General features: G+C 53.3%; 18 protein-coding genes, 3 tRNA genes and 2 pseudogenes. 5 read left to right on the top strand and 18 right to left on the bottom strand.

Going from position 1 to position 17,113, the window contains the following annotated elements; genetic code table 11:
- Positions 1 to 318 precede the first annotated feature (318 nt).
- Entirely contained in the window at positions 319 to 1,830 is a 1,512-nt protein-coding gene (locus tag Electrica_RS09120) for an MFS transporter (RefSeq protein WP_160703282.1), read from the top strand.
- A 48-nt stretch (positions 1,831 to 1,878) separates the two neighbouring features.
- Here the strand turns inward: Electrica_RS09120 and Electrica_RS09115 are convergent, their stop codons facing one another.
- Both Electrica_RS09115 and azuC read right to left on the bottom strand, forming a co-directional pair.
- The gene (locus Electrica_RS09115) at positions 1,879 to 2,130 is read right to left on the bottom strand and encodes a DUF2766 family protein (RefSeq protein WP_004864113.1); all 252 of its coding nucleotides are present in this window, start codon (positions 2,128 to 2,130) and stop codon (positions 1,879 to 1,881) included.
- A 79-nt stretch (positions 2,131 to 2,209) separates the two neighbouring features.
- Positions 2,210 to 2,293 carry a stress response protein AzuC gene (gene azuC, locus Electrica_RS09110; RefSeq protein ID WP_015583995.1) on the bottom strand — a complete coding sequence of 28 codons (84 nt, stop codon included), beginning with the start codon at positions 2,291 to 2,293 and terminating at the stop codon, positions 2,210 to 2,212.
- 207 nt (positions 2,294 to 2,500) lie between these two features.
- On the opposite strand from azuC, the gene Electrica_RS09105 reads away from it, so the two are divergent.
- A complete protein-coding gene (locus Electrica_RS09105) occupies positions 2,501 to 3,922 on the top strand; it encodes an MFS transporter (protein ID WP_141964326.1) in 1,422 nt (473 codons plus the stop codon).
- 47 nt (positions 3,923 to 3,969) lie between these two features.
- On the opposite strand, the gene Electrica_RS09100 is transcribed toward Electrica_RS09105, so the two are convergent.
- The gene (locus Electrica_RS09100; RefSeq protein WP_100682277.1) at positions 3,970 to 4,608 is read right to left on the bottom strand and encodes an RpiB/LacA/LacB family sugar-phosphate isomerase; all 639 of its coding nucleotides are present in this window, start codon (positions 4,606 to 4,608) and stop codon (positions 3,970 to 3,972) included.
- A gap of 432 nt (positions 4,609 to 5,040) precedes the next feature.
- Here Electrica_RS09100 and ftnA point away from each other — a divergent pair, with 432 nt between their 5' ends.
- A complete protein-coding gene (ftnA, locus tag Electrica_RS09090; RefSeq protein WP_100682276.1) occupies positions 5,041 to 5,538 on the top strand; it encodes a non-heme ferritin in 498 nt (165 codons plus the stop codon).
- A 36-nt stretch (positions 5,539 to 5,574) separates the two neighbouring features.
- Here ftnA and Electrica_RS09085 read toward each other — a convergent pair whose 3' ends face one another.
- Entirely contained in the window at positions 5,575 to 5,814 is a 240-nt protein-coding gene (locus Electrica_RS09085) for a YecH family metal-binding protein (RefSeq protein ID WP_100682275.1), read from the bottom strand.
- Between the two features lie 193 nt (positions 5,815 to 6,007).
- Between Electrica_RS09085 and tyrP the strand changes: the two genes are divergently transcribed.
- Positions 6,008 to 7,219 carry a tyrosine transporter TyrP gene (gene tyrP, locus Electrica_RS09080; RefSeq protein ID WP_141964325.1) on the top strand — a complete coding sequence of 404 codons (1,212 nt, stop codon included), beginning with the start codon at positions 6,008 to 6,010 and terminating at the stop codon, positions 7,217 to 7,219.
- A 25-nt stretch (positions 7,220 to 7,244) separates the two neighbouring features.
- Here tyrP and Electrica_RS09075 read toward each other — a convergent pair whose 3' ends face one another.
- The 11 genes from Electrica_RS09075 to Electrica_RS09025 all read right to left on the bottom strand — a co-directional run bounded on the left by Electrica_RS09075 (position 7,245) and on the right by Electrica_RS09025 (position 14,572).
- Positions 7,245 to 7,913 (bottom strand): YecA/YgfB family protein, encoded by a 669-nt coding sequence (locus Electrica_RS09075; protein WP_141964324.1) that lies wholly within the window; start codon positions 7,911 to 7,913, stop codon positions 7,245 to 7,247.
- A gap of 85 nt (positions 7,914 to 7,998) precedes the next feature.
- A complete protein-coding gene (locus Electrica_RS09070; RefSeq protein WP_131050339.1) occupies positions 7,999 to 8,574 on the bottom strand; it encodes a DUF805 domain-containing protein in 576 nt (191 codons plus the stop codon).
- A 144-nt stretch (positions 8,575 to 8,718) separates the two neighbouring features.
- The gene (locus tag Electrica_RS09065; protein WP_228267404.1) at positions 8,719 to 9,738 is read right to left on the bottom strand and encodes a metallophosphoesterase; all 1,020 of its coding nucleotides are present in this window, start codon (positions 9,736 to 9,738) and stop codon (positions 8,719 to 8,721) included.
- 208 nt (positions 9,739 to 9,946) lie between these two features.
- Positions 9,947 to 10,032 (bottom strand) — tRNA-Leu (locus Electrica_RS09060).
- Positions 10,033 to 10,045: 13 nt separating this feature from the next.
- A tRNA-Cys gene (locus Electrica_RS09055) sits at positions 10,046 to 10,119 on the bottom strand.
- Between the two features lie 39 nt (positions 10,120 to 10,158).
- Positions 10,159 to 10,234: transfer RNA gene (locus Electrica_RS09050), tRNA-Gly, on the bottom strand.
- A gap of 151 nt (positions 10,235 to 10,385) precedes the next feature.
- Positions 10,386 to 10,934, bottom strand: coding sequence for a CDP-diacylglycerol--glycerol-3-phosphate 3-phosphatidyltransferase (pgsA, locus tag Electrica_RS09045; protein ID WP_100682265.1), 549 nt, complete (start codon positions 10,932 to 10,934; stop codon positions 10,386 to 10,388).
- A gap of 57 nt (positions 10,935 to 10,991) precedes the next feature.
- Positions 10,992 to 12,824: an excinuclease ABC subunit UvrC gene (gene uvrC, locus Electrica_RS09040; protein WP_131050567.1), complete on the bottom strand. Its 1,833-nt coding sequence runs from the start codon at positions 12,822 to 12,824 to the stop codon at positions 10,992 to 10,994.
- Positions 12,821 to 13,468: a UvrY/SirA/GacA family response regulator transcription factor gene (uvrY, locus tag Electrica_RS09035; protein WP_141964322.1), complete on the bottom strand. Its 648-nt coding sequence runs from the start codon at positions 13,466 to 13,468 to the stop codon at positions 12,821 to 12,823. Before uvrY ends, uvrC begins: the two co-directional genes overlap by 4 nt.
- Positions 13,395 to 13,610, bottom strand: coding sequence for a hypothetical protein (locus tag Electrica_RS29190; protein WP_141964321.1), 216 nt, complete (start codon positions 13,608 to 13,610; stop codon positions 13,395 to 13,397). Before Electrica_RS29190 ends, uvrY begins: the two co-directional genes overlap by 74 nt.
- Positions 13,592 to 14,572, bottom strand: coding sequence for an IS5-like element ISKpn26 family transposase (locus Electrica_RS09025; RefSeq protein WP_009310076.1), 981 nt, complete (start codon positions 14,570 to 14,572; stop codon positions 13,592 to 13,594). Before Electrica_RS09025 ends, Electrica_RS29190 begins: the two co-directional genes overlap by 19 nt.
- A gap of 568 nt (positions 14,573 to 15,140) precedes the next feature.
- Here Electrica_RS09025 and Electrica_RS09020 point away from each other — a divergent pair.
- On the top strand, positions 15,141 to 15,365 hold the full coding sequence (locus tag Electrica_RS09020; protein ID WP_004864152.1) for a DUF2594 family protein: 225 nt from the start codon (positions 15,141 to 15,143) through the stop codon (positions 15,363 to 15,365).
- Positions 15,366 to 15,431: 66 nt separating this feature from the next.
- On the opposite strand, the pseudogene Electrica_RS29120 reads toward Electrica_RS09020, so the two are convergent.
- The 3 genes and pseudogenes from Electrica_RS29120 to sdiA form a co-directional block, all read right to left on the bottom strand.
- Positions 15,432 to 15,614 (bottom strand): annotated as a pseudogene (locus Electrica_RS29120) (LuxR C-terminal-related transcriptional regulator); the annotation flags it as partial.
- Positions 15,615 to 15,626: 12 nt separating this feature from the next.
- A protein-coding gene (locus tag Electrica_RS09010; protein ID WP_141963343.1) for an IS5 family transposase occupies positions 15,627 to 16,471 on the bottom strand; the annotation gives its coding sequence in 2 pieces (ribosomal slippage) (positions 15,627 to 16,126 and positions 16,126 to 16,471; 846 coding nt in all).
- 61 nt (positions 16,472 to 16,532) lie between these two features.
- Positions 16,533 to 17,072, bottom strand: a pseudogene (gene sdiA / locus Electrica_RS09005) (transcriptional regulator SdiA); the annotation flags it as partial.
- Between the last annotated feature and the right edge of the window lie 41 nt (positions 17,073 to 17,113).

The following is a 17,113-nucleotide window of genomic DNA, read 5'->3' as shown; positions in this document are numbered from 1 at the left end:
GCGGATAAACGCCACCCGCCTGTCAATCTCCTGCTTTACGCCCCCCCATCGCCGATTACGTTCCAGCGCTCGCCATTTCCGCAACATCATATTCGGCGCTCAGGCACCGTTCTTATTCCTGAAAAGCATTAAAAACTTTTAAGCCGATCGCATTACTCCGCCGTGTAATCACATAGCGGATGATTAGTGATGGCGATCACTTTTCATCATCGGATTTAATAATATAAAAACATCGTTTCAAAAATTTAAAACATGGGGTTTATATTAATGGCAAGATACGCGGCTTCAACCTCACCAGGGTTGCAGGGAAGACCGATTTTGTTACGCCATCAGCTAGCTTACGGCGGCGGGAATTTACTCGGGAGCGGCGCGCTGGCGATCAGCGGCGCCTGGCTACTTTATTTCTACACCACCTTCTGCGGACTGACGCTGATTGAGGCGTCATTCATTTTTTCTGTCGCCAGCATCATCGATGCGATCAGCAACCCGTTAATGGGCTATCTGACCGATAACTTCGGGAAAACGCGACTCGGTAAACGCTTCGGACGCCGACGTTTCTTTTTATTGATTGGCATTCCGCTGATGATGTTTTACCCGCTGCTGTGGGTTGAGGGCCCAGGATTCTGGTATTACCTCTGCACCTACGTCGTCTTTGAGATTATTTATACCTCAGTCATGGTGCCTTACGAAACCTTAGCCACCGAAATGACCGACGACTTCTCATTACGCTCTAAACTAACCGGCTATAAAGCCATTTTTGGCAAGCTGGCCAACTTCCTGGCGGCGTTTATCCCTGGTCAGTTTATCCTTTTATATGGCAAAGACTCCGCCACGCCATTCTTCCTGACCGGGCTGACCTACGGGTTTATCCTGATTATCGCTATCTCCTGTCTGTGGTATTGCAGCTGGGAGCGCCCGCATGAAGAAGAGGCTCGGGTGAGCGAGAAAAAAGGCCTGCTCACGACCCTGCTGATGCTGGCGAAGGATATGCGTTCAACCTTCTCTCTGCGCGTGTTTCGCAAGCATCTGGGCATGTATCTCTGCGGTTTCGGCGCCGAATGGTTGTTTGCCTCAGTCTTTACCTACTTCGTTATCTTTGTCCTGCAGCACGATCCGGCGATGGTTGCCGGGCTGAACAGCCTGAACTCGATTCTGCAACTGCTCTCTACGGCATTGTTTATCGGTCTGTGCGTGAAAAAGGGGTTCAGCAAGCCCTATATCCTGGCGCTGAGCATCGTGATTTTCTCCGTGTTGCTGTACACCTCGCTGTGGTTTTTCCACCTGCCTGCCCATCTGGCTACCATTCTAATGTTCGGGATCACGGTCCTGTTTGGTCTCGGGACCGGTGGCGTGTACTACATTCCATGGACCGTTTACACCTTCCTCGCCGATGTTGATGAGATCTATACCGGTCGCCGTCGCGAAGGGATCTATGCGGGCGCCATGACCTTCTCCGGCAAGATCCTGCGTTCGATTATTGTCTTCACGATGGGAGCCATTCTCAGCTTCTACGGGTTCCAGTCGAAAGCGCATACGCAACCAGAAAGCGCAGTCACCGCCATTGCGGTGGTGTTCTGTAGCGGCGTGATCCTGCTGGCGCTGGCGGCCATTGTCTTCAGTAAGCAGATGAAGCTGGATCGTCAAGCGCACCAGGTGGTATTACAGGAAGTGGCGCGGATTAAAGCAGGTGGTAAGGTTGGCGATATCCCGGCCGATGTGCGCAGTATTGTGGAGGATTTAGTCGGCCACCGTTATGAGGAGTGCTGGGGCAACAGTAAGCGATTTAAAGATGAGCAGCCAGCGCCAGCAAGGACCGCTATCTCGCATTAACATCGGGTTTTCGCCCCGCCATCGCCAATGACAGCGGGGCGAAACAACTTAGTGAGCTTCACCCTGCGGCGTAAACTTAAGCTCAATCAGCGCAATCGCTTTTTGGACCGCACGCAGCGTCACCGGATCGGCCGAAGCCGGATGGCTGGCAAAATCGATGGCTTTCAGTTGCGTGGTCATTTTTTCGCGCACTTCAACAGGGGCGATGACATCAATGACGTCGAGAATCTGTTTGATAACCAACTGGCAGGCGACAACGTCAGAAACCAGTTCGTCTTGTTCGGTGAGATGTTGAGACATTTATTACTCCTTTTTCGAGGAGCGTCATAGTAACCTAAATCCCGCGAGATAAAAAAACCTGCCGCAGCAGGTTTTTTTATCAGAACATACCGGCCGGCGGTACATCTTTGAATGTTTTGCAGTACTGCTCGAACATGCTCTTCAGAATTTTGCGCAGCTTCATGAAGCGACTCCGGTTTTGTTATGCAGGTGTTACCATTTATGGGCTTATAATATGACTTGCATCACATAAATCAATAGAAACATGCTTTATCTCACAATTTTTTCACAAAAATAATTTATGAATTAAACAAAATTGAGAAAAATCGCAGAGTGAAACGCCCGCGCGTTTTTCCCGCGATCGGCATCTCACCTGGCGATGGCTGACACCATGAGTACAGATATCTCTTCACGGGAAGGCCGCGCCTTCTCCGCTCCCGCCCTGCTGGTCGCCGGGGCATTTTTCATGGAATTTCTTGACGGGACGGTGATCGCGACCGCCCTGCCGGACATGGCAACGGATTTTGGCATGGCGGCGGTTGACCTCAATATCGGCATCAGCGCCTACCTGATTACGCTGGCGGTGTTGATCCCGGCCAGCGGCTGGATTGCCGATCGTTTTGGCGCACGTAAGATCTTCACGCTGGCGTTGGCCATTTTTACGCTTGCCTCCGTTTTTTGCGGCTTTTCCACCAACGTGAACACTTTTGTCGCCATGCGTATTCTGCAGGGGATCGGTGGCGCGTTGATGATTCCCGTCGGCCGTCTGGCGGTCCTGCGCACCACACCGAAAGATCGACTCATCCAGGCCATTGCGACGCTGACATGGCCGGCGCTGGTTGCGCCGATCATCGGCCCGCCGCTGGGTGGCTTTATTACCCGCTACGCCAGCTGGCACTGGATATTCTTTATTAATGTTCCTTTGGGATTGATAGCGATCGCGCTGTCGCTGCGTATCATTCCCGATATCCGGGAAGAGGAGCGGCGCCCCTTTGACCTCCCCGGCTTCCTGGCGACATCGATTGCCATGGTGAGCCTGGTGAGCGCCATGGAGCTGCTTAGCGATACCCGGGCGCAAGGCTGGGCAACCCTGGCCCTGCTGGGGCTTGGGACAGGATGTATGCTGTTCGCACTTCGCCATTTTCGCCGGGCGGACTGGCCAATGGTGCGTCTGGATGCGCTACGGGTACCGACCTTTCGGGTGACGATGTACGGAGGATCGCTTTTCCGCGCGTCCATTAGCGCCGTTCCGTTTCTGCTGCCGCTGCTGTTTCAGGTCGGCTTTGGTATGGACCCTTTCCATTCCGGGCTGCTGGTGCTGGCGGTGTTTGTCGGCAACCTCACCATTAAACCCATGACCACGCCACTCATCCGTTGGCTCGGCTTCCGCCGCCTGCTGCTGATAAACGGGACGCTAAACGTCATCTCCCTGCTCGCCTGCGCTTTTTTCACGCCGCAGACTCCGGTCTGGCTCATCTGCCTGATCCTGTTTCTCGGCGGCGTGTTCCGCTCGATTCAGTTTACCGGCGTGAGCACGCTTGCTTTTGCCGACGTCCCACCGGCGCAGATGAGCTACGCCAATACGCTGTTCAGTACCGCGTCGCAGCTGGCCGTGGGCATGGGGATCACCCTTGGCGCGATCGGCATTCGCCTGGGTGAAAAAGCCAGCGAGTGGTTAAGCCTCACCGCATTGCCGGGGATCAGCTTTCGGCTCTCCTTCGTCTTTATTGCCTTAATTTGTCTGGTGGGAATGGTGGATAGTCTGCGGCTGAGCCAGGAGGCCGGCAGCAGCGTCTCTGCGAGGAAGAAATAAGCAAAAAGGCCAGCGGAAGCTGGCCTTATCGGGACAAAACCAGGGACTTAGCCGACTATCTGGCGGACAAAAGCCTCGATCTCTTTATCCTGGCCGTTCTCGAAGAAGCACTGCTGGAAACGCGGACCGGAGACCGCCGTTTTAACCAGTTCCGCGTCGATAGCACGCAGCGTATCCAGATAGTTATCTTTCACCACGGCGGCTTTCACCGCATTCAGGATACCGGCGTTACGCACCTGCGGCTCTTTACGCTCCGGTGGATAACCTTCGCCATTGCGACCGGTGAAGGCTTTTTCAAAAATAAAGCGCACGTTCAACTCGGCGCCCCAGCCAAAACCTTTGGCAAAAGGCAGAGACAGCGCGTTACCGTTATTAATTTGCGCGAACAGGAAAGCATCTGCCGGATCAATACAGTAGCCACACACTACGCCTGGGTGGATGTTCAGCGACATCAGCGCTCCCTGGCCTGTGCCGCAGCCGGTCACCACGAAATCAACCGCTTTCGAATTCAACAGAATGCTGGCCATAATGCCCAGATGAATATAGGTCAGATGATGGTCGTGCTCATCACTCATCCCGACGTTGTAAACCGGGAAGCCTTTTTCATCGGCAACGGCGTTTAACTGATTGAGGATGATAGCGTTTTTGCTGGCCTGGCTGTTTTCCATCATCAGTGCAATTTTCATGCTTTACTCTCCTGAATGCTGTGCGGACACTCCCGCGATCGTTCGTTAGCGTTGTGATGGACTTTACTACTTAATAAACACACTTTCAAATTTTATGAAAAGATGTTTTATAAATTACGTTACGCTTCACATTTTTGCCCGTGGACCCCGCCCTTCCCGCGCCCGCCTCAGCGGGCACCGACAAAGCTCCGCTCAGGCAGTCCATTTTTCTGCCTGCACCAGATACCTTATTTCGGTTTTTATTTTGATAATATGCCCTGGCTAAAATATTAAACCGGAACCATTCTCATTACTTATTAAATTGCCAATGCGTTTTATTCCCATTTTCATTTTTAATAAATAAGTTTTTTAATTTACTTTTTGCAAATAAATTAATAACAAATTATAGTGGCGGCACCCTTATGTTACGTCTTTATTTTCGGAGCACACGCGATGCTGAAAACAGAAATGATCGATAAACTAAATGAGCAGATGAATCTTGAGCTTTATTCTTCTCTGCTTTATCAGCAAATGAGCGCATGGTGCAGCTACCACAGCTTTGAAGGCGCCGCCGCATTCCTCCGCCGTCATGCGCAGGAAGAGATGACCCATATGCAGCGCCTGTTTGATTATTTGACCGATACCGGCAGCCTGCCTTGCATCAACGCCATCGCCTCGCCGTTTGCCGAGTATGCATCGCTGGATGAGCTGTTCCGCGTCACCTACGAACACGAACAACTGATTACCCGGAAAATTAATGAGCTGGCCCACGCCGCCATGACGAATCAGGATTATCCGACGTTTAATTTCCTGCAGTGGTATGTGGCTGAACAGCACGAAGAAGAGAAATTATTTAAATCTGTCATTGATAAACTGACCCTCGTCGGTAAAAGCGGCGAAGGCCTGTACTTTATTGATAAAGAGCTGGCGACGCTCGACTCGCAGAATTAATTCTCCCGGCGGCGAAGTTTCGGCTTCGCCGCTAAATTAATGCCGACAAATTTTACTCTCACGCGTATTAAACCCCGCCTCTACGGCAACAAACTTCCCCTTTTTCTGTAGAAACGCCACCAGCTCCGCCGCGCTTAAATTTTCTGCCGAGCAGGTGTGAAAACGGGCATCTGCGCCGAAGCGCGCGACGATTGCCGCCTCAAGGCTGGCCGTCGAGTAAGGTTCGCCCGAGGCGAGCATCATCTGCAGCACTTCATGACCATGAATCGATTGCATAACTCCTCCTGTAAAACGCCCAGAATAGCCCGACGGCTGGCAGGAAGCTTTGCGCCAGCGCAGTCTTCAGGCGGCCCGCGCGAGTGTAAACATTCAGTTACAACCACTGTAACCATCATTTGACGAGAATGATAATTTCACATACTCTGCGCGACACATTTGATTGTTAATTCCTTCATGGATAGAGAGAAACGTGAAGAACCGCACTCTGGGTAGTATTTTAATCGTGGCCGGAACCACAATCGGCGCAGGGATGTTGGCAATGCCGCTGGCTTCTGCGGGCGTGGGTTTCGGCGTCACCTTCTGCTTACTGATCGCGCTGTGGGCGATGATGTGCTACACCGCATTATTACTGCTGGAGGTCTATCAGCACGTCCCTGCCGATATGGGACTCGGTTCGCTGGCGGCACGTTATCTCGGGCGTTACGGGCAATGGCTGACCGGTATCTGCATGTTATTTCTGATGTATGCGCTGACCGCTGCCTACATCAGCGGCGCGGGCGAATTGCTGGCCTCCAGCCTTAACCAGTGGCTGGACTGGTCGCTGCCTCCTGCGGGCGGCGTGCTGCTGTTTACCGCCGTCGGCGGCGCGGTAGTCTGCCTCGGCACATCGCTGGTCGATCTGTTTAACCGTTTCCTGTTTAGCGCCAAGATCATTTTTCTCGCCATTATGCTGGCACTGTTGTTGCCGCATATTCACCGGATCAACCTGCTGACGCTCCCGCTCCAGCAAGGTCTGGCGCTGTCGGCAATCCCGGTGATTTTTACCTCTTTCGGTTTTCACGGCAGCGTGCCGAGCATCGTCAGCTATCTCAACGGCGATATTCGCAAGCTGCGTCGGGTCTTTATCATCGGCAGCTTTATCCCGCTGGTGGCCTATATTTTCTGGCAGCTGGCGACGCTCGGCAGTATTGACTCACCCGCCTTCACCGCGCTGCTGGCGCAAAATGCCGGGCTGAACGGACTGCTGGACGCGCTGCGCGAAGTCGTGGCGTCGCCGCACGTTGAACTGGCGGTGCATCTCTTCGCCGACCTCGCGCTGGCCACCTCGTTCCTCGGCGTAGCGCTTGGGCTGTTTGATTATCTGGCAGACCTGTTTCAGCGCAAAAACAGCCCCGTCGGTCGTCTGCAAAGCGGAGCAATCACTTTCCTCCCGCCGCTGGCGTTTGCCCTGTTTTATCCGCGCGGTTTCGTGATGGCGCTGGGCTATGCCGGCGTCGCGCTGGCGGTGCTGGCGCTCATCCTGCCCTCGCTGCTGGCGATGCGGAGTCGAAAACAGCACCCTGACGCTCCCTGGCGGCTCGCAGGGGGAACACCGGCGCTGTGGCTGGTTCTGCTGTGCGGTATCACGATTGTCGCTATTCAGTTTTGCATCGTCGCGGGTCTGTTGCCGGCGGTAGGATAAACAAAGGGGCCATCAGGCCCCTTTGTTATTTCGCTAAGCAACACTGCTTATATTTTTTACCGCTGCCACAGGGACAGGGATCGTTACGCCCGACCTTGACTTCATTGCGGATCGGTTGCGGCACGACGTCCGGCTCAGCATGCTCGGTCCAGTATTGGTACAACGAGAGCGCTGCCGGGCGGATACGGTCCACGCTGGCGATAAACTCATCGACAGAGAGCGCCTCAACCGCCGTGAACTGCGCTTCCGTGCCGTGTAAAGCAATGCTGTCCAGCGCCGTCTGCGGCTCTTCCGGCAGTGCAGGCCAGTTCCCGAGAGTGACGCCGCGCATGTAGCCGAAGCACCACTCCTCAACAATCGTCAGCTCCTGACCTTCCTCTTCGCGGGTTCCAAACAGCGGTTCAAACTGATCGGGATATTCGTCCAGACGCTCGGCAACATCGCTCATGTGCTGCAGAGTCAGGTTAACGAAGTGGTCACGCTCGCGGTCATTCGCCCAGCGCGGCACATTGTCCGCTCCGCCCCAGATGGCCAGCAGCCATTGAGCCGGTTCAATCTCTTTCGGACCGGAGAGGATGGCCGTCAGCAGGCCGTCAAGCTCTGAGACATCAAGGATGGCGCCCTCGGCGGCATATTTCGACAGGATATCGTCCAGCCATTCAAGTTCGCTTTCGTTCAGGGGTCCGGTTTTCATAAACGGGCTCGTCGTGGTAGAAAAATGGCGCATACAGTAGCGGAAATGCCGGGAGAAAACTACCCGGCAGCGTATTCAGCAAGCGTTAAATGTCTTTAATGATGCTGGCGCGCATCGTTTCGTATTCGCTCTCGGTGATGGTTCCGTCAGCAAACATTTTTTTCGCCTGCGCGAGGCGTTCCCGGACATCATCGGCGGAAGAGAGCGGCGCGCTCTGCCGGGCAGCGAGCGAGCTGTATTCGCTCTCTTGCTGGATGTCGCCATAGCGATTCGCTCCGTCGGTGCCGCGGGCAAACAGTAGCCAGACAGACAGCGCCAGCGCCGCTATGCCTCCCGCCGCCGCTATCCATACCCAGACAGCCGCCTCGCCGCTTTCAACGGTGGCGATAATACCGATCAAGCCAACCAGCAGAAGAGCATACGGTGACAGCAGCCACCAGCCTGATTTGTTCAAATCGTGCAGACGACGCACCGCAACCGCGATACCGGGGATAATGATTATCAGACTAAACAGGCCACCCACGATCGGAATCAATCCCAGTACGGCCGAAAGCACAAAGTTGGCGACGGTAAAAACCACATACTCCTTGCGCGCCGAACGCCCGCGAAAGGTGGCGTATTTGCGCAAGCAATCACCGTAGCTTTCAAGCAATGTAGCCATAAGATCCCTCATTTAAATTGTTTTTATTGCCATAACGGCATTCCGTTCCCAAAGGATAGTATTCCGGCGAACCGGAGCGCTATTTTACCGCAGTTTGACCGTGCCGCGCCTGAGAAAAATGGGAGGGAACGCTGAATACCGCTGCTAGCCAGCACAGCGGCGGAAGGCGGGCTCGCGGACAAACGACCCAGCCACCGCGGGTAGCCGGCCCGGTTCCTGAATCCAGGCGCAAAGCGGGTTATCGGCTTTTGCCGCGTTGTAATCGACGCAGACAACACGATCGCTCAAGGTGTGAGGTTCGCCGGATAAGGTGTAGTGACCGATCACCACCGGAACATCTGTTCTGTCGAGAAGGGTCCGTGAAAGGGGTATATCCGGAATCCGGCTAACCATTTCCGGCTGAACCTGGGCTATCTGACGATAGGTTTTTGCATCATCCCGCCACCAGCGTACACGAATATGGCGGCGCTCAACGCCCGTCTTATCGACGAAACTAAAACCCGCAGGTAATGACAGCTCCGGTCCTTTAAGCACGGTCTCGATCATCCGGAACAGCGGATGCTGTTTATTAAAAGCATCGACCCAGCTTTCGGGTTTCAATCGATTCTGTTCATCCAGCCACGGCCGCAGGCGGGTCATGGTCTGCTCTTCCCAACAGGCATGTACCGCCCGAATATCGCCATAATCAACAAACAGCGGCAGCGTTTTAAACCAGTCGATCCAGAAATTATGCGAAGGCGTGTCTTCGACGACATCGGCCAGAAACGCCTGATGCTGACGGCGATTATTCTGCGAATGCGGTCGCAGCGGCTGAGCGCTAAGCGGATGGCGCATTGCCCAGCCAACGGCGTTAAATTCATGATTGCCCATCAGACATATCGCATGCCCCGACGCCACTTCCGCCCTCACCCGCTCCAGCACCGCCAGGTGGTTGATCTGCGCCCCAGGCTGATTATCAATCAGATCGCCGACAAAGATCAGTATACGATCATCCCGTTGGTACAGAGTATCAAGGTGTTCCAGCAGTGCGCAGAGCTTGCGGTACTGACCGTGGATATCGCCGATGAAGATTCTGCGCTTCTCCGGCAGGCCAGAATGCAGCATATGAATACCTTTTTCGAGGAACAGAGGCGTTGATGATATCAGCTTAAGCGGACGGCTCACCGGGATTTTCGCCCGGCGTAAAATTGTCCCGCTATGACGTCAGCGGGAGACAGCCCGCGATGAGCAAATAATGGCGCTCGTTGCGCCAGTCGGTGGACCGTTCGACGCGACAAATATGAGGCAGGGGGAGGTTTCAGAAATGAAAAAACCACCCGTAGGTGGTTTCACGACACTGCTTATTGCTTTGATTATTCTGCTTTTATCCCAATGGTACCCGGAACGAGACTTGAACTCGTACAGCCTATGGCCGAGGGATTTTAAATCCCTTGTGTCTACCGATTCCACCATCCGGGCTCGGGATGTAAATTGGAGGCGCGTTCCGGAGTCGAACCGGACTAGACGGATTTGCAATCCGCTACATAACCGCTTTGCTAACGCGCCTTAATGCTTAAACACCCGCAGCTGCCGATGTTTTTAATCTGGAGCGGGAAACGAGACTCGAACTCGCGACCCCGACCTTGGCAAGGTCGTGCTCTACCAACTGAGCTATTCCCGCATCACCAAGCAAATTTGCTAATCACTTGATTTTGTTATCGTCTGGCAAGCTGTGCTGCCGTTCGATGCGATGCATTCTACTTACCTGGCGAAATGAGTCAACGATATTTTTTAAATCCCTGTGTCGTTTGCTGAAATTTGCGGCGAAACGATCACTGTTCAAGCAAATCTCCGCGCGCGGCGTTCAAATACTGCAGCATAGACCACAGCGTCAGCACCGCCGCCACGAGGAACAGGGCGATTCCGGCCCACTCGACCCACGCGTTTGGCCGCCACAACATCCACACCAGCGCCGTCATCTGCGCGGTCGTTTTGACTTTCCCGATCCAGGATACCGCCACGCTGCTGCGTTTACCCAGTTCGGCCATCCACTCACGCAGCGCAGAAATAATAATTTCACGAGCGATCATGGTCGCCGCCGGCAGGGTTACCCACCAGGTGTGATAGTGCTCAACCACCAGCACCATCGCAATCGCCACCATCACTTTATCGGCAACCGGGTCAAGGAAGGCGCCGAAACGCGTGCTCTGATTCCAGCGGCGGGCCAGATAACCATCAAACCAGTCGGTAACGGCAGCGATAAAAAAGATCAGGGCGCAGGCAAAAGGCGCCCAGACGAAAGGCAGATAAAACGCCAGCACAAAGAACGGTATCAGGATGACGCGAAACAGAGTAAGCAATGTAGGGATATTAAATTGCATAGTGACAGGTAACTATCTGTTAGAAGTAAAAATTAGCCCTATGTTGCTACAGAGCCCCTAATGTTTCAACGAGTAGAAGATCTTTTCTGCCAGACCGTGAGATATCCCCGGTACTTTGGCTATCTCCTCGACGCTGGCCTGCTGTAACCCTTGCAGTCCGCCCATATACTTCAGCAGCATCTGGCGGCGTTTCGGCCCTACCCCTTCGATAGTCTCCAGTGAACTGGTGCTTTTCACTTTTGCCCGTTTTTTACGATGCCCGGCAATGGCATGATCGTGGGATTCATCGCGAATATGTTGAATAACGTGCAGCGCAGGCGAATCAGGCGGCAGGTTAAACCCCTCGCCTTCTGGTTCGAAGAATAACGTTTCCAGCCCGGCTTTACGATCGCTACCTTTTGCCACCCCCAATAAGAGAGGATGCTGTTTATCCCATGGCACATCCAGCCCGGCAAAAACGCTTTTCGCCTGTCCAAGCTGGCCTTTACCGCCGTCTATCAGGATAACGTCAGGAATCTTGTTCTCTTCTATCGCCTTACCGTAGCGGCGGCGCAGAACCTGATTCATCGCCGCATAATCATCGCCCGGCGTAATGCCGGTAATATTATAGCGTCGATACTCGGCGCGCAGCGGCCCGTTACTGTCGAACACCACACAGGAAGCCACCGTTTGTTCACCCATCGTATGGCTGATATCAAAGCATTCCATGCGTTTAACGGTCGGCAGTTTAAGTACGCTAGCCAGGGCCTGTAGACGTTGCTGGATAGTCGACTGCTGGGAAAGCCGGGTCGTCAGCGCCGTTGCCGCATTGGTTCGCGCCAGCTTCAGATAGCGAGCGCGGTCGCCGCGCGGTTTCGTCTGGACGTTCACCCGACGCCCCGCCAGTTCGGAGAGCGAATCCGCCAGCAAGGTTTTATCGCCAAGATTAAAATCGAGCAGAATCTCTCCCGGCAGGGTACGCATCTGGCTGCCCTGCAGGTAGAACTGGCCGACAAACGTTTCCACCACTTCGCCGAGTTCCGTACCGCCGGGCACTTTCGGGAAATAGCTGCGGCTGCCGAGGACTTTCCCCTGACGGATAAACAGCACGTGGACGCAGGCCATGCCTGCATCAAAGGCGACGCCGATAACGTCGAGGTCATCGCCGGTATTCGAGACGAACTGTTTCTCGGTCACCCGGCGTACGGCCTGAATCTGATCGCGAATGCGCGCGGCCTCTTCAAACTCCAGCGCCTGGCTGGCTTTCTCCATCCGGGCAATAAGCTGCGTCAGCACCTGATCATCTTTGCCCGCGAGGAACAGCCGCACATATTCCACCTGCTGCGCGTACTCCTCTTCGCTCACCAGCCCTGACACACAGGGCCCCAGGCAGCGACCAATCTGATACTGCAGGCACGGACGCGACCGGTTACGGTACACGCTATTCTCGCACTGGCGCACAGGGAAAATTTTTTGCAGCAGCGCAAGCGTCTCGCGAACCGCATAACCATTCGGGAAAGGACCGAAATACTCGCCCCTGGCGTGTTTCGCACCGCGGTGCATGGCCAGACGCGGGTGGGTATCGCCGCTAAGGAAAATAAAGGGATAGGATTTGTCATCGCGCAGCAGCACGTTATAACGCGGCTGATACAGCTTGATGTAGTTGTGCTCCAGCAGCAGCGCTTCCGTTTCCGTATGGGTTACGGTCACATCGATTTGCGCAATCAGTGCCACCAGCGCTTCGGTTTTACGCGAAGCCAGGTTGCTCCGAAAATAGCTGCTCAGCCTTTTTTTCAGATCTTTTGCTTTGCCAACGTAGATGACGGTACCGCCAGCATCATACATGCGATAGACGCCCGGCTGGCTGGTTACCGTTTTCAGGAAAGCTTTTGCGTCAAAAACATCACTCACTGACTTGCTAACGACTCCGCATTGCACAGACCATGACGAATGGCCAGGTGGGTCAACTCGACGTCACCGTGGATGTTTAATTTACTGAACATCCGGTAGCGATAGCTGTTCACGGTTTTGGGGCTCAGGTTTAACTGCTCTGAGATCTCATTCACCTTCTGACCCCTGGTGATCATCAGCATAATCTGCAATTCGCGTTCAGACAAACTGGCAAAAGGCGATTCGGTCTTTTCCGGTTCAATCTGACTAAGCGCCATTTGCTGGGCGATATCGGAAGCAATATAGCGTTGGCCGGACGCCACGCAGCGAATGGCATTCACCACTTCCTGCGGCGCAGCACCTTTACTCAGATAGCCTGCGGCGCCAGCCTGCATCACTTTTGCCGGCAGCGGGTTTTCAGTATGCACGGTGAGCATAATCACTTTGGTGTCGACAATGGAACGCGCAATCTTGCGCGTGGCTTCCAGACCGCCAATCCCCGGCATGTTCATGTCCATCAGAACAACATCAACGGAATTGGCGCGACACCATTTCACGGCATCCTCGCCGCAGCAGGACTCACCGACAACTTTAATCCCTTTTATATCTTCCAGAATGCGTCGTATCCCTGCGCGCACTAGGGAAGGTGCGAATAAGCAGGTCATTTCTTCCCAAGCTGACTCGCTGATTAAAATTTCGCGGATCTGGGCCGATTTTTTTCCCGCAAACACATCGAATCAGCCTATTTAGGCTATTTTTTCCACCATTTCTGGCGTTATTTCCGGTTTTTACTGAGATCTCTCCCACTGACGTATCATTTGGTCCACCCGAAACAGGTTGGCCAGGGTGAATAACATCGCCAGTTGGTTATCGTTTTTCAGCAGCCCCCTGTATCTGGCTTTCACGAAGCCGAACTGCCGCTTGATGATGCGAAACGGGTGCTCCACCTTGGCACGGATGCTGGCTTTCATGTATTCGATGTTGATGGCCGTTTTGTTCTTGCGCGGATGCTGCTTCAAGGTTTTTACCCTGCCGGGACGCTCGGCGATCAGCCAGTCCACATCCACCTCGGCCAGCTCCTCGCGCTGTGGCGCTCCTTGGTAGCCGGCATCGGCTGAGACAAATTGCTCCTCTCCATGAAGCAGATTACCCAGCTGATTGAGGTCATGCTCGTTGGCCGCGGTGGTGACTAGGCTGTGGGTCAGGCCACTCTTGGCATCGACACCAATGTGGGCCTTCATGCCAAAGTGCCACTGATTGCCTTTCTTGGTCTGATGCATCTCCGGATCGCGTTGCTGCTCTTTGTTCTTGGTAGAGCTGGGTGCCTCAATGATGGTGGCATCCACCAAAGTGCCTTGGGTCATCATGACGCCTGCTTCGGCCAGCCAGCGATTGATGGTCTTGAACAATTGACGGGCCAGTTGATGCTGCTCGAGCAGGTGGCGGAAATTCATGATGGTGGTGCGATCCGGCAGGGCGCTATCCAGGGATAATCGGGCAAACAGGCGCATGGAGGCGATTTCGTACAGGGCATCTTCCATGGCACCGTCGCTCAGGTTGTACCAATGCTGCATGCAGTGAATACGCAGCATGGTCTCCAGCGGATAGGGCCGTCGGCCATTGCCCGCCTTGGGATAAAACGGCTCGATGACAGCGGTCATATTCTGCCATGGCAGAATCTGCTCCATGCGGGAGAGGAAAATCTCTTTTCGGGTCTGACGGCGCTTAGTGCTGAATTCACTATCGGCGAAGGTGAGTTGATGGCTCATGATGTCCCTCTGGGATGCGCTCCGGATGAATATGATGATCTCATATCAGGAACTTGTTCGCACCTTCCCTAGCTCGTGGTCATCAACAAGAAGGACGTTGATCAAAGGAATAATCTCCAGAATTAGGGACAACGCTACGGATAGCTTATCTCATACATATTACCGGGTTTTATCGTCACTTTAAAAGCCAAAAAAATGCCCTACGGAAAGTTTCTTTCCCGGATATGTCAATCTGTCTGCACAGCAACTGGAAACTTATAGATAACAGTAAGTTGTATTACGCTTCATTTTTAACATTTGCCCTACAAAAACATCCGCTTGGCGCGGCGATAGCACATGGCTAAATACGAAACTAAAGATGTAACAATAATTAACTATGAAAAACAGCAGCGCAAAATTAACCGGCGACGCGAGTGCAGAGTACGTATTATTCAGACAATTAATCCGCCAGCACCTCTGATGAGAGAACATAAATCACGCGCTCCTTTTTTTCTCGTCGCTTGTGGTATACTGCGTCGCCTTAACATTTAGTATTGCGCAAAAGCGCCGATAGCAAACGAGGATATCGATGAGCACTCCAGATTTTTCCACTGCAGAAAATAATCAAGAACTGGCGCAGGAAGTGACCTGCCTGAAAACGCTGCTGACGCTGATGCTCCAGGCAATGGGCCAGGCGGATGCGGGTCGGGTGATTATTAAAATGGAAAAACAGATCACGCAGATGGAAGATGAGGCTCAGGCTGCCGTATTCTCCAGCACCGTTAAGCAAATTAAACAGGCTTACCGCCAGTAACAGTCAACCGGCTGTGAATTCAGCACAGCCGGTCCCTACGTCTGACACGCAGAACGTCCTGCCCGCTCAAATTAAACCGGTCGCCACCGCGTAACAGGCGATTTGCGTTTTATTTGGCGCATTGAATTTGCGTTGCATATTTTTTTGATGGAAATTAACCGTATTTTCTGAAATGGAGAGAATAATCGCCACTTCAGCCGATGTTTTTCCCTCTGCCGTCCATTTCAATATTTCCAGTTCGCGACGACTAGGCTGTGTCCTTTAATTGCATAATTTTTTGTAAAACAGTCTAATGCAACCCAGTTTCACCATCGCCAGATAATTCCTCGCCGTTTTGTCGTAACGCGTGGCAATGCGACGGTATTCTTTCAGACAGCCAAAACACCGCTCAACAACGTTGCGATTACGATAAGCATCACGATCAAGCTGTGAACGACCATCTGCTGCCATTTTTTCATTAGATTTCCGCGGGATAACCACTTTTATCCCTTTTCGTTTCAGCTCATTGCGAAGCGCATGTCCTGAGTAGGCTTTGTCAGCCAGCACCGCATAACCACGACGTTTCATGCTGCCGTTCTGGCGCTGAACACCAATTCCGTCCAGAAGGCGTAATGCGAACTGGCTTTCGTGAGCCTGTCCGGGACTCAGCACGATATTTAACGGGAGACCGCCTGCATCCGTCGCCATATGGATTTTGGTGCCAAAACCACCGCGAGAGCGACCCAGCCCATGATCTCCGGCGATATCGGGATGTTTTTTTGCGCGCCGGCGGCGCACCTGAGTGCCCGGATATTGCTGCCATCCAGCGCAGTAGCTGACCAGTCAACGAGGCCGTGAGCATCAAGAGAAGAAAGCAACCTGTTGAAAATAATATTAATCACACCCGACTTAGACCACCGGTTAAAGCGGTTATATACGGTTTTCCATGGGCCGTATCGTTCAGGTAAATCACGCCATGGGGCACCAGAGCACAACACCCAGAACATGCCATTGATGATCATACGATGCTCCGCCCATGGGCGTCCGGCCCGTGGTGTTGCAGGTTGAGCGGGCAGTAAAGGCTGGATGATATCCCATGCTTCATCGGGAAGGTCGTAGCGGGCCATAGTTCAATATGTTGTAGAAACAGATGGTTACTATAGCTCAGACGATTAAGGGACACAGCCTAAACTTCATTTCCGGCGGCATGACCATCGCATCTTCCAGACGCAATAATGTCAACAGACTCAACTCAATCAGCGTTCTTAAGCGCATCTCCTGCTCGTCTTCATGAAAAGGCCCTGCGCTATGGTTTTGGCCGGAAACGGACAAAAAACCCTGAGCATGATTAGGCAAGATCAGACACTGGGTAACCCCCTTGTTCAACCCGTGATCGCGCGCGCTATCCCACAATTCCGGCGTATCGCGAAAGAGCCCGTCATCCCACGGCAGATGGCCGCGAAGAAAGTTTTCAGGGCGCAATACCGGATCGATAGCAAAATAATTCTCAGCCTGGTAGTGTGTCATCCATGCTTGCGGATAGGTCGATTGCAGCGTAATCCTCGGCCGGGTAAACGGCACGGGATGGCGTACGCAAAGCGCAAAATAGTCATATTCCAGCCCTTCTGTTTGTTGTTGCAGGAGATTATAAACATCCCCTCCCGCGGTGATTGACTGAAATTGTTGCAGCATTTCCCGCCGCCAGCTGAAAAAATCATTGTCCCTCATAACCGACCAAATAACTCCTGAGTAATAATCATTATTAGAAA

This window comes from Klebsiella electrica, assembly GCF_006711645.1.
GTDB classification, from domain to species: domain Bacteria; phylum Pseudomonadota; class Gammaproteobacteria; order Enterobacterales; family Enterobacteriaceae; genus Klebsiella; species Klebsiella electrica.
This window is presented reverse-complemented; position numbering and strand designations above follow the sequence as displayed.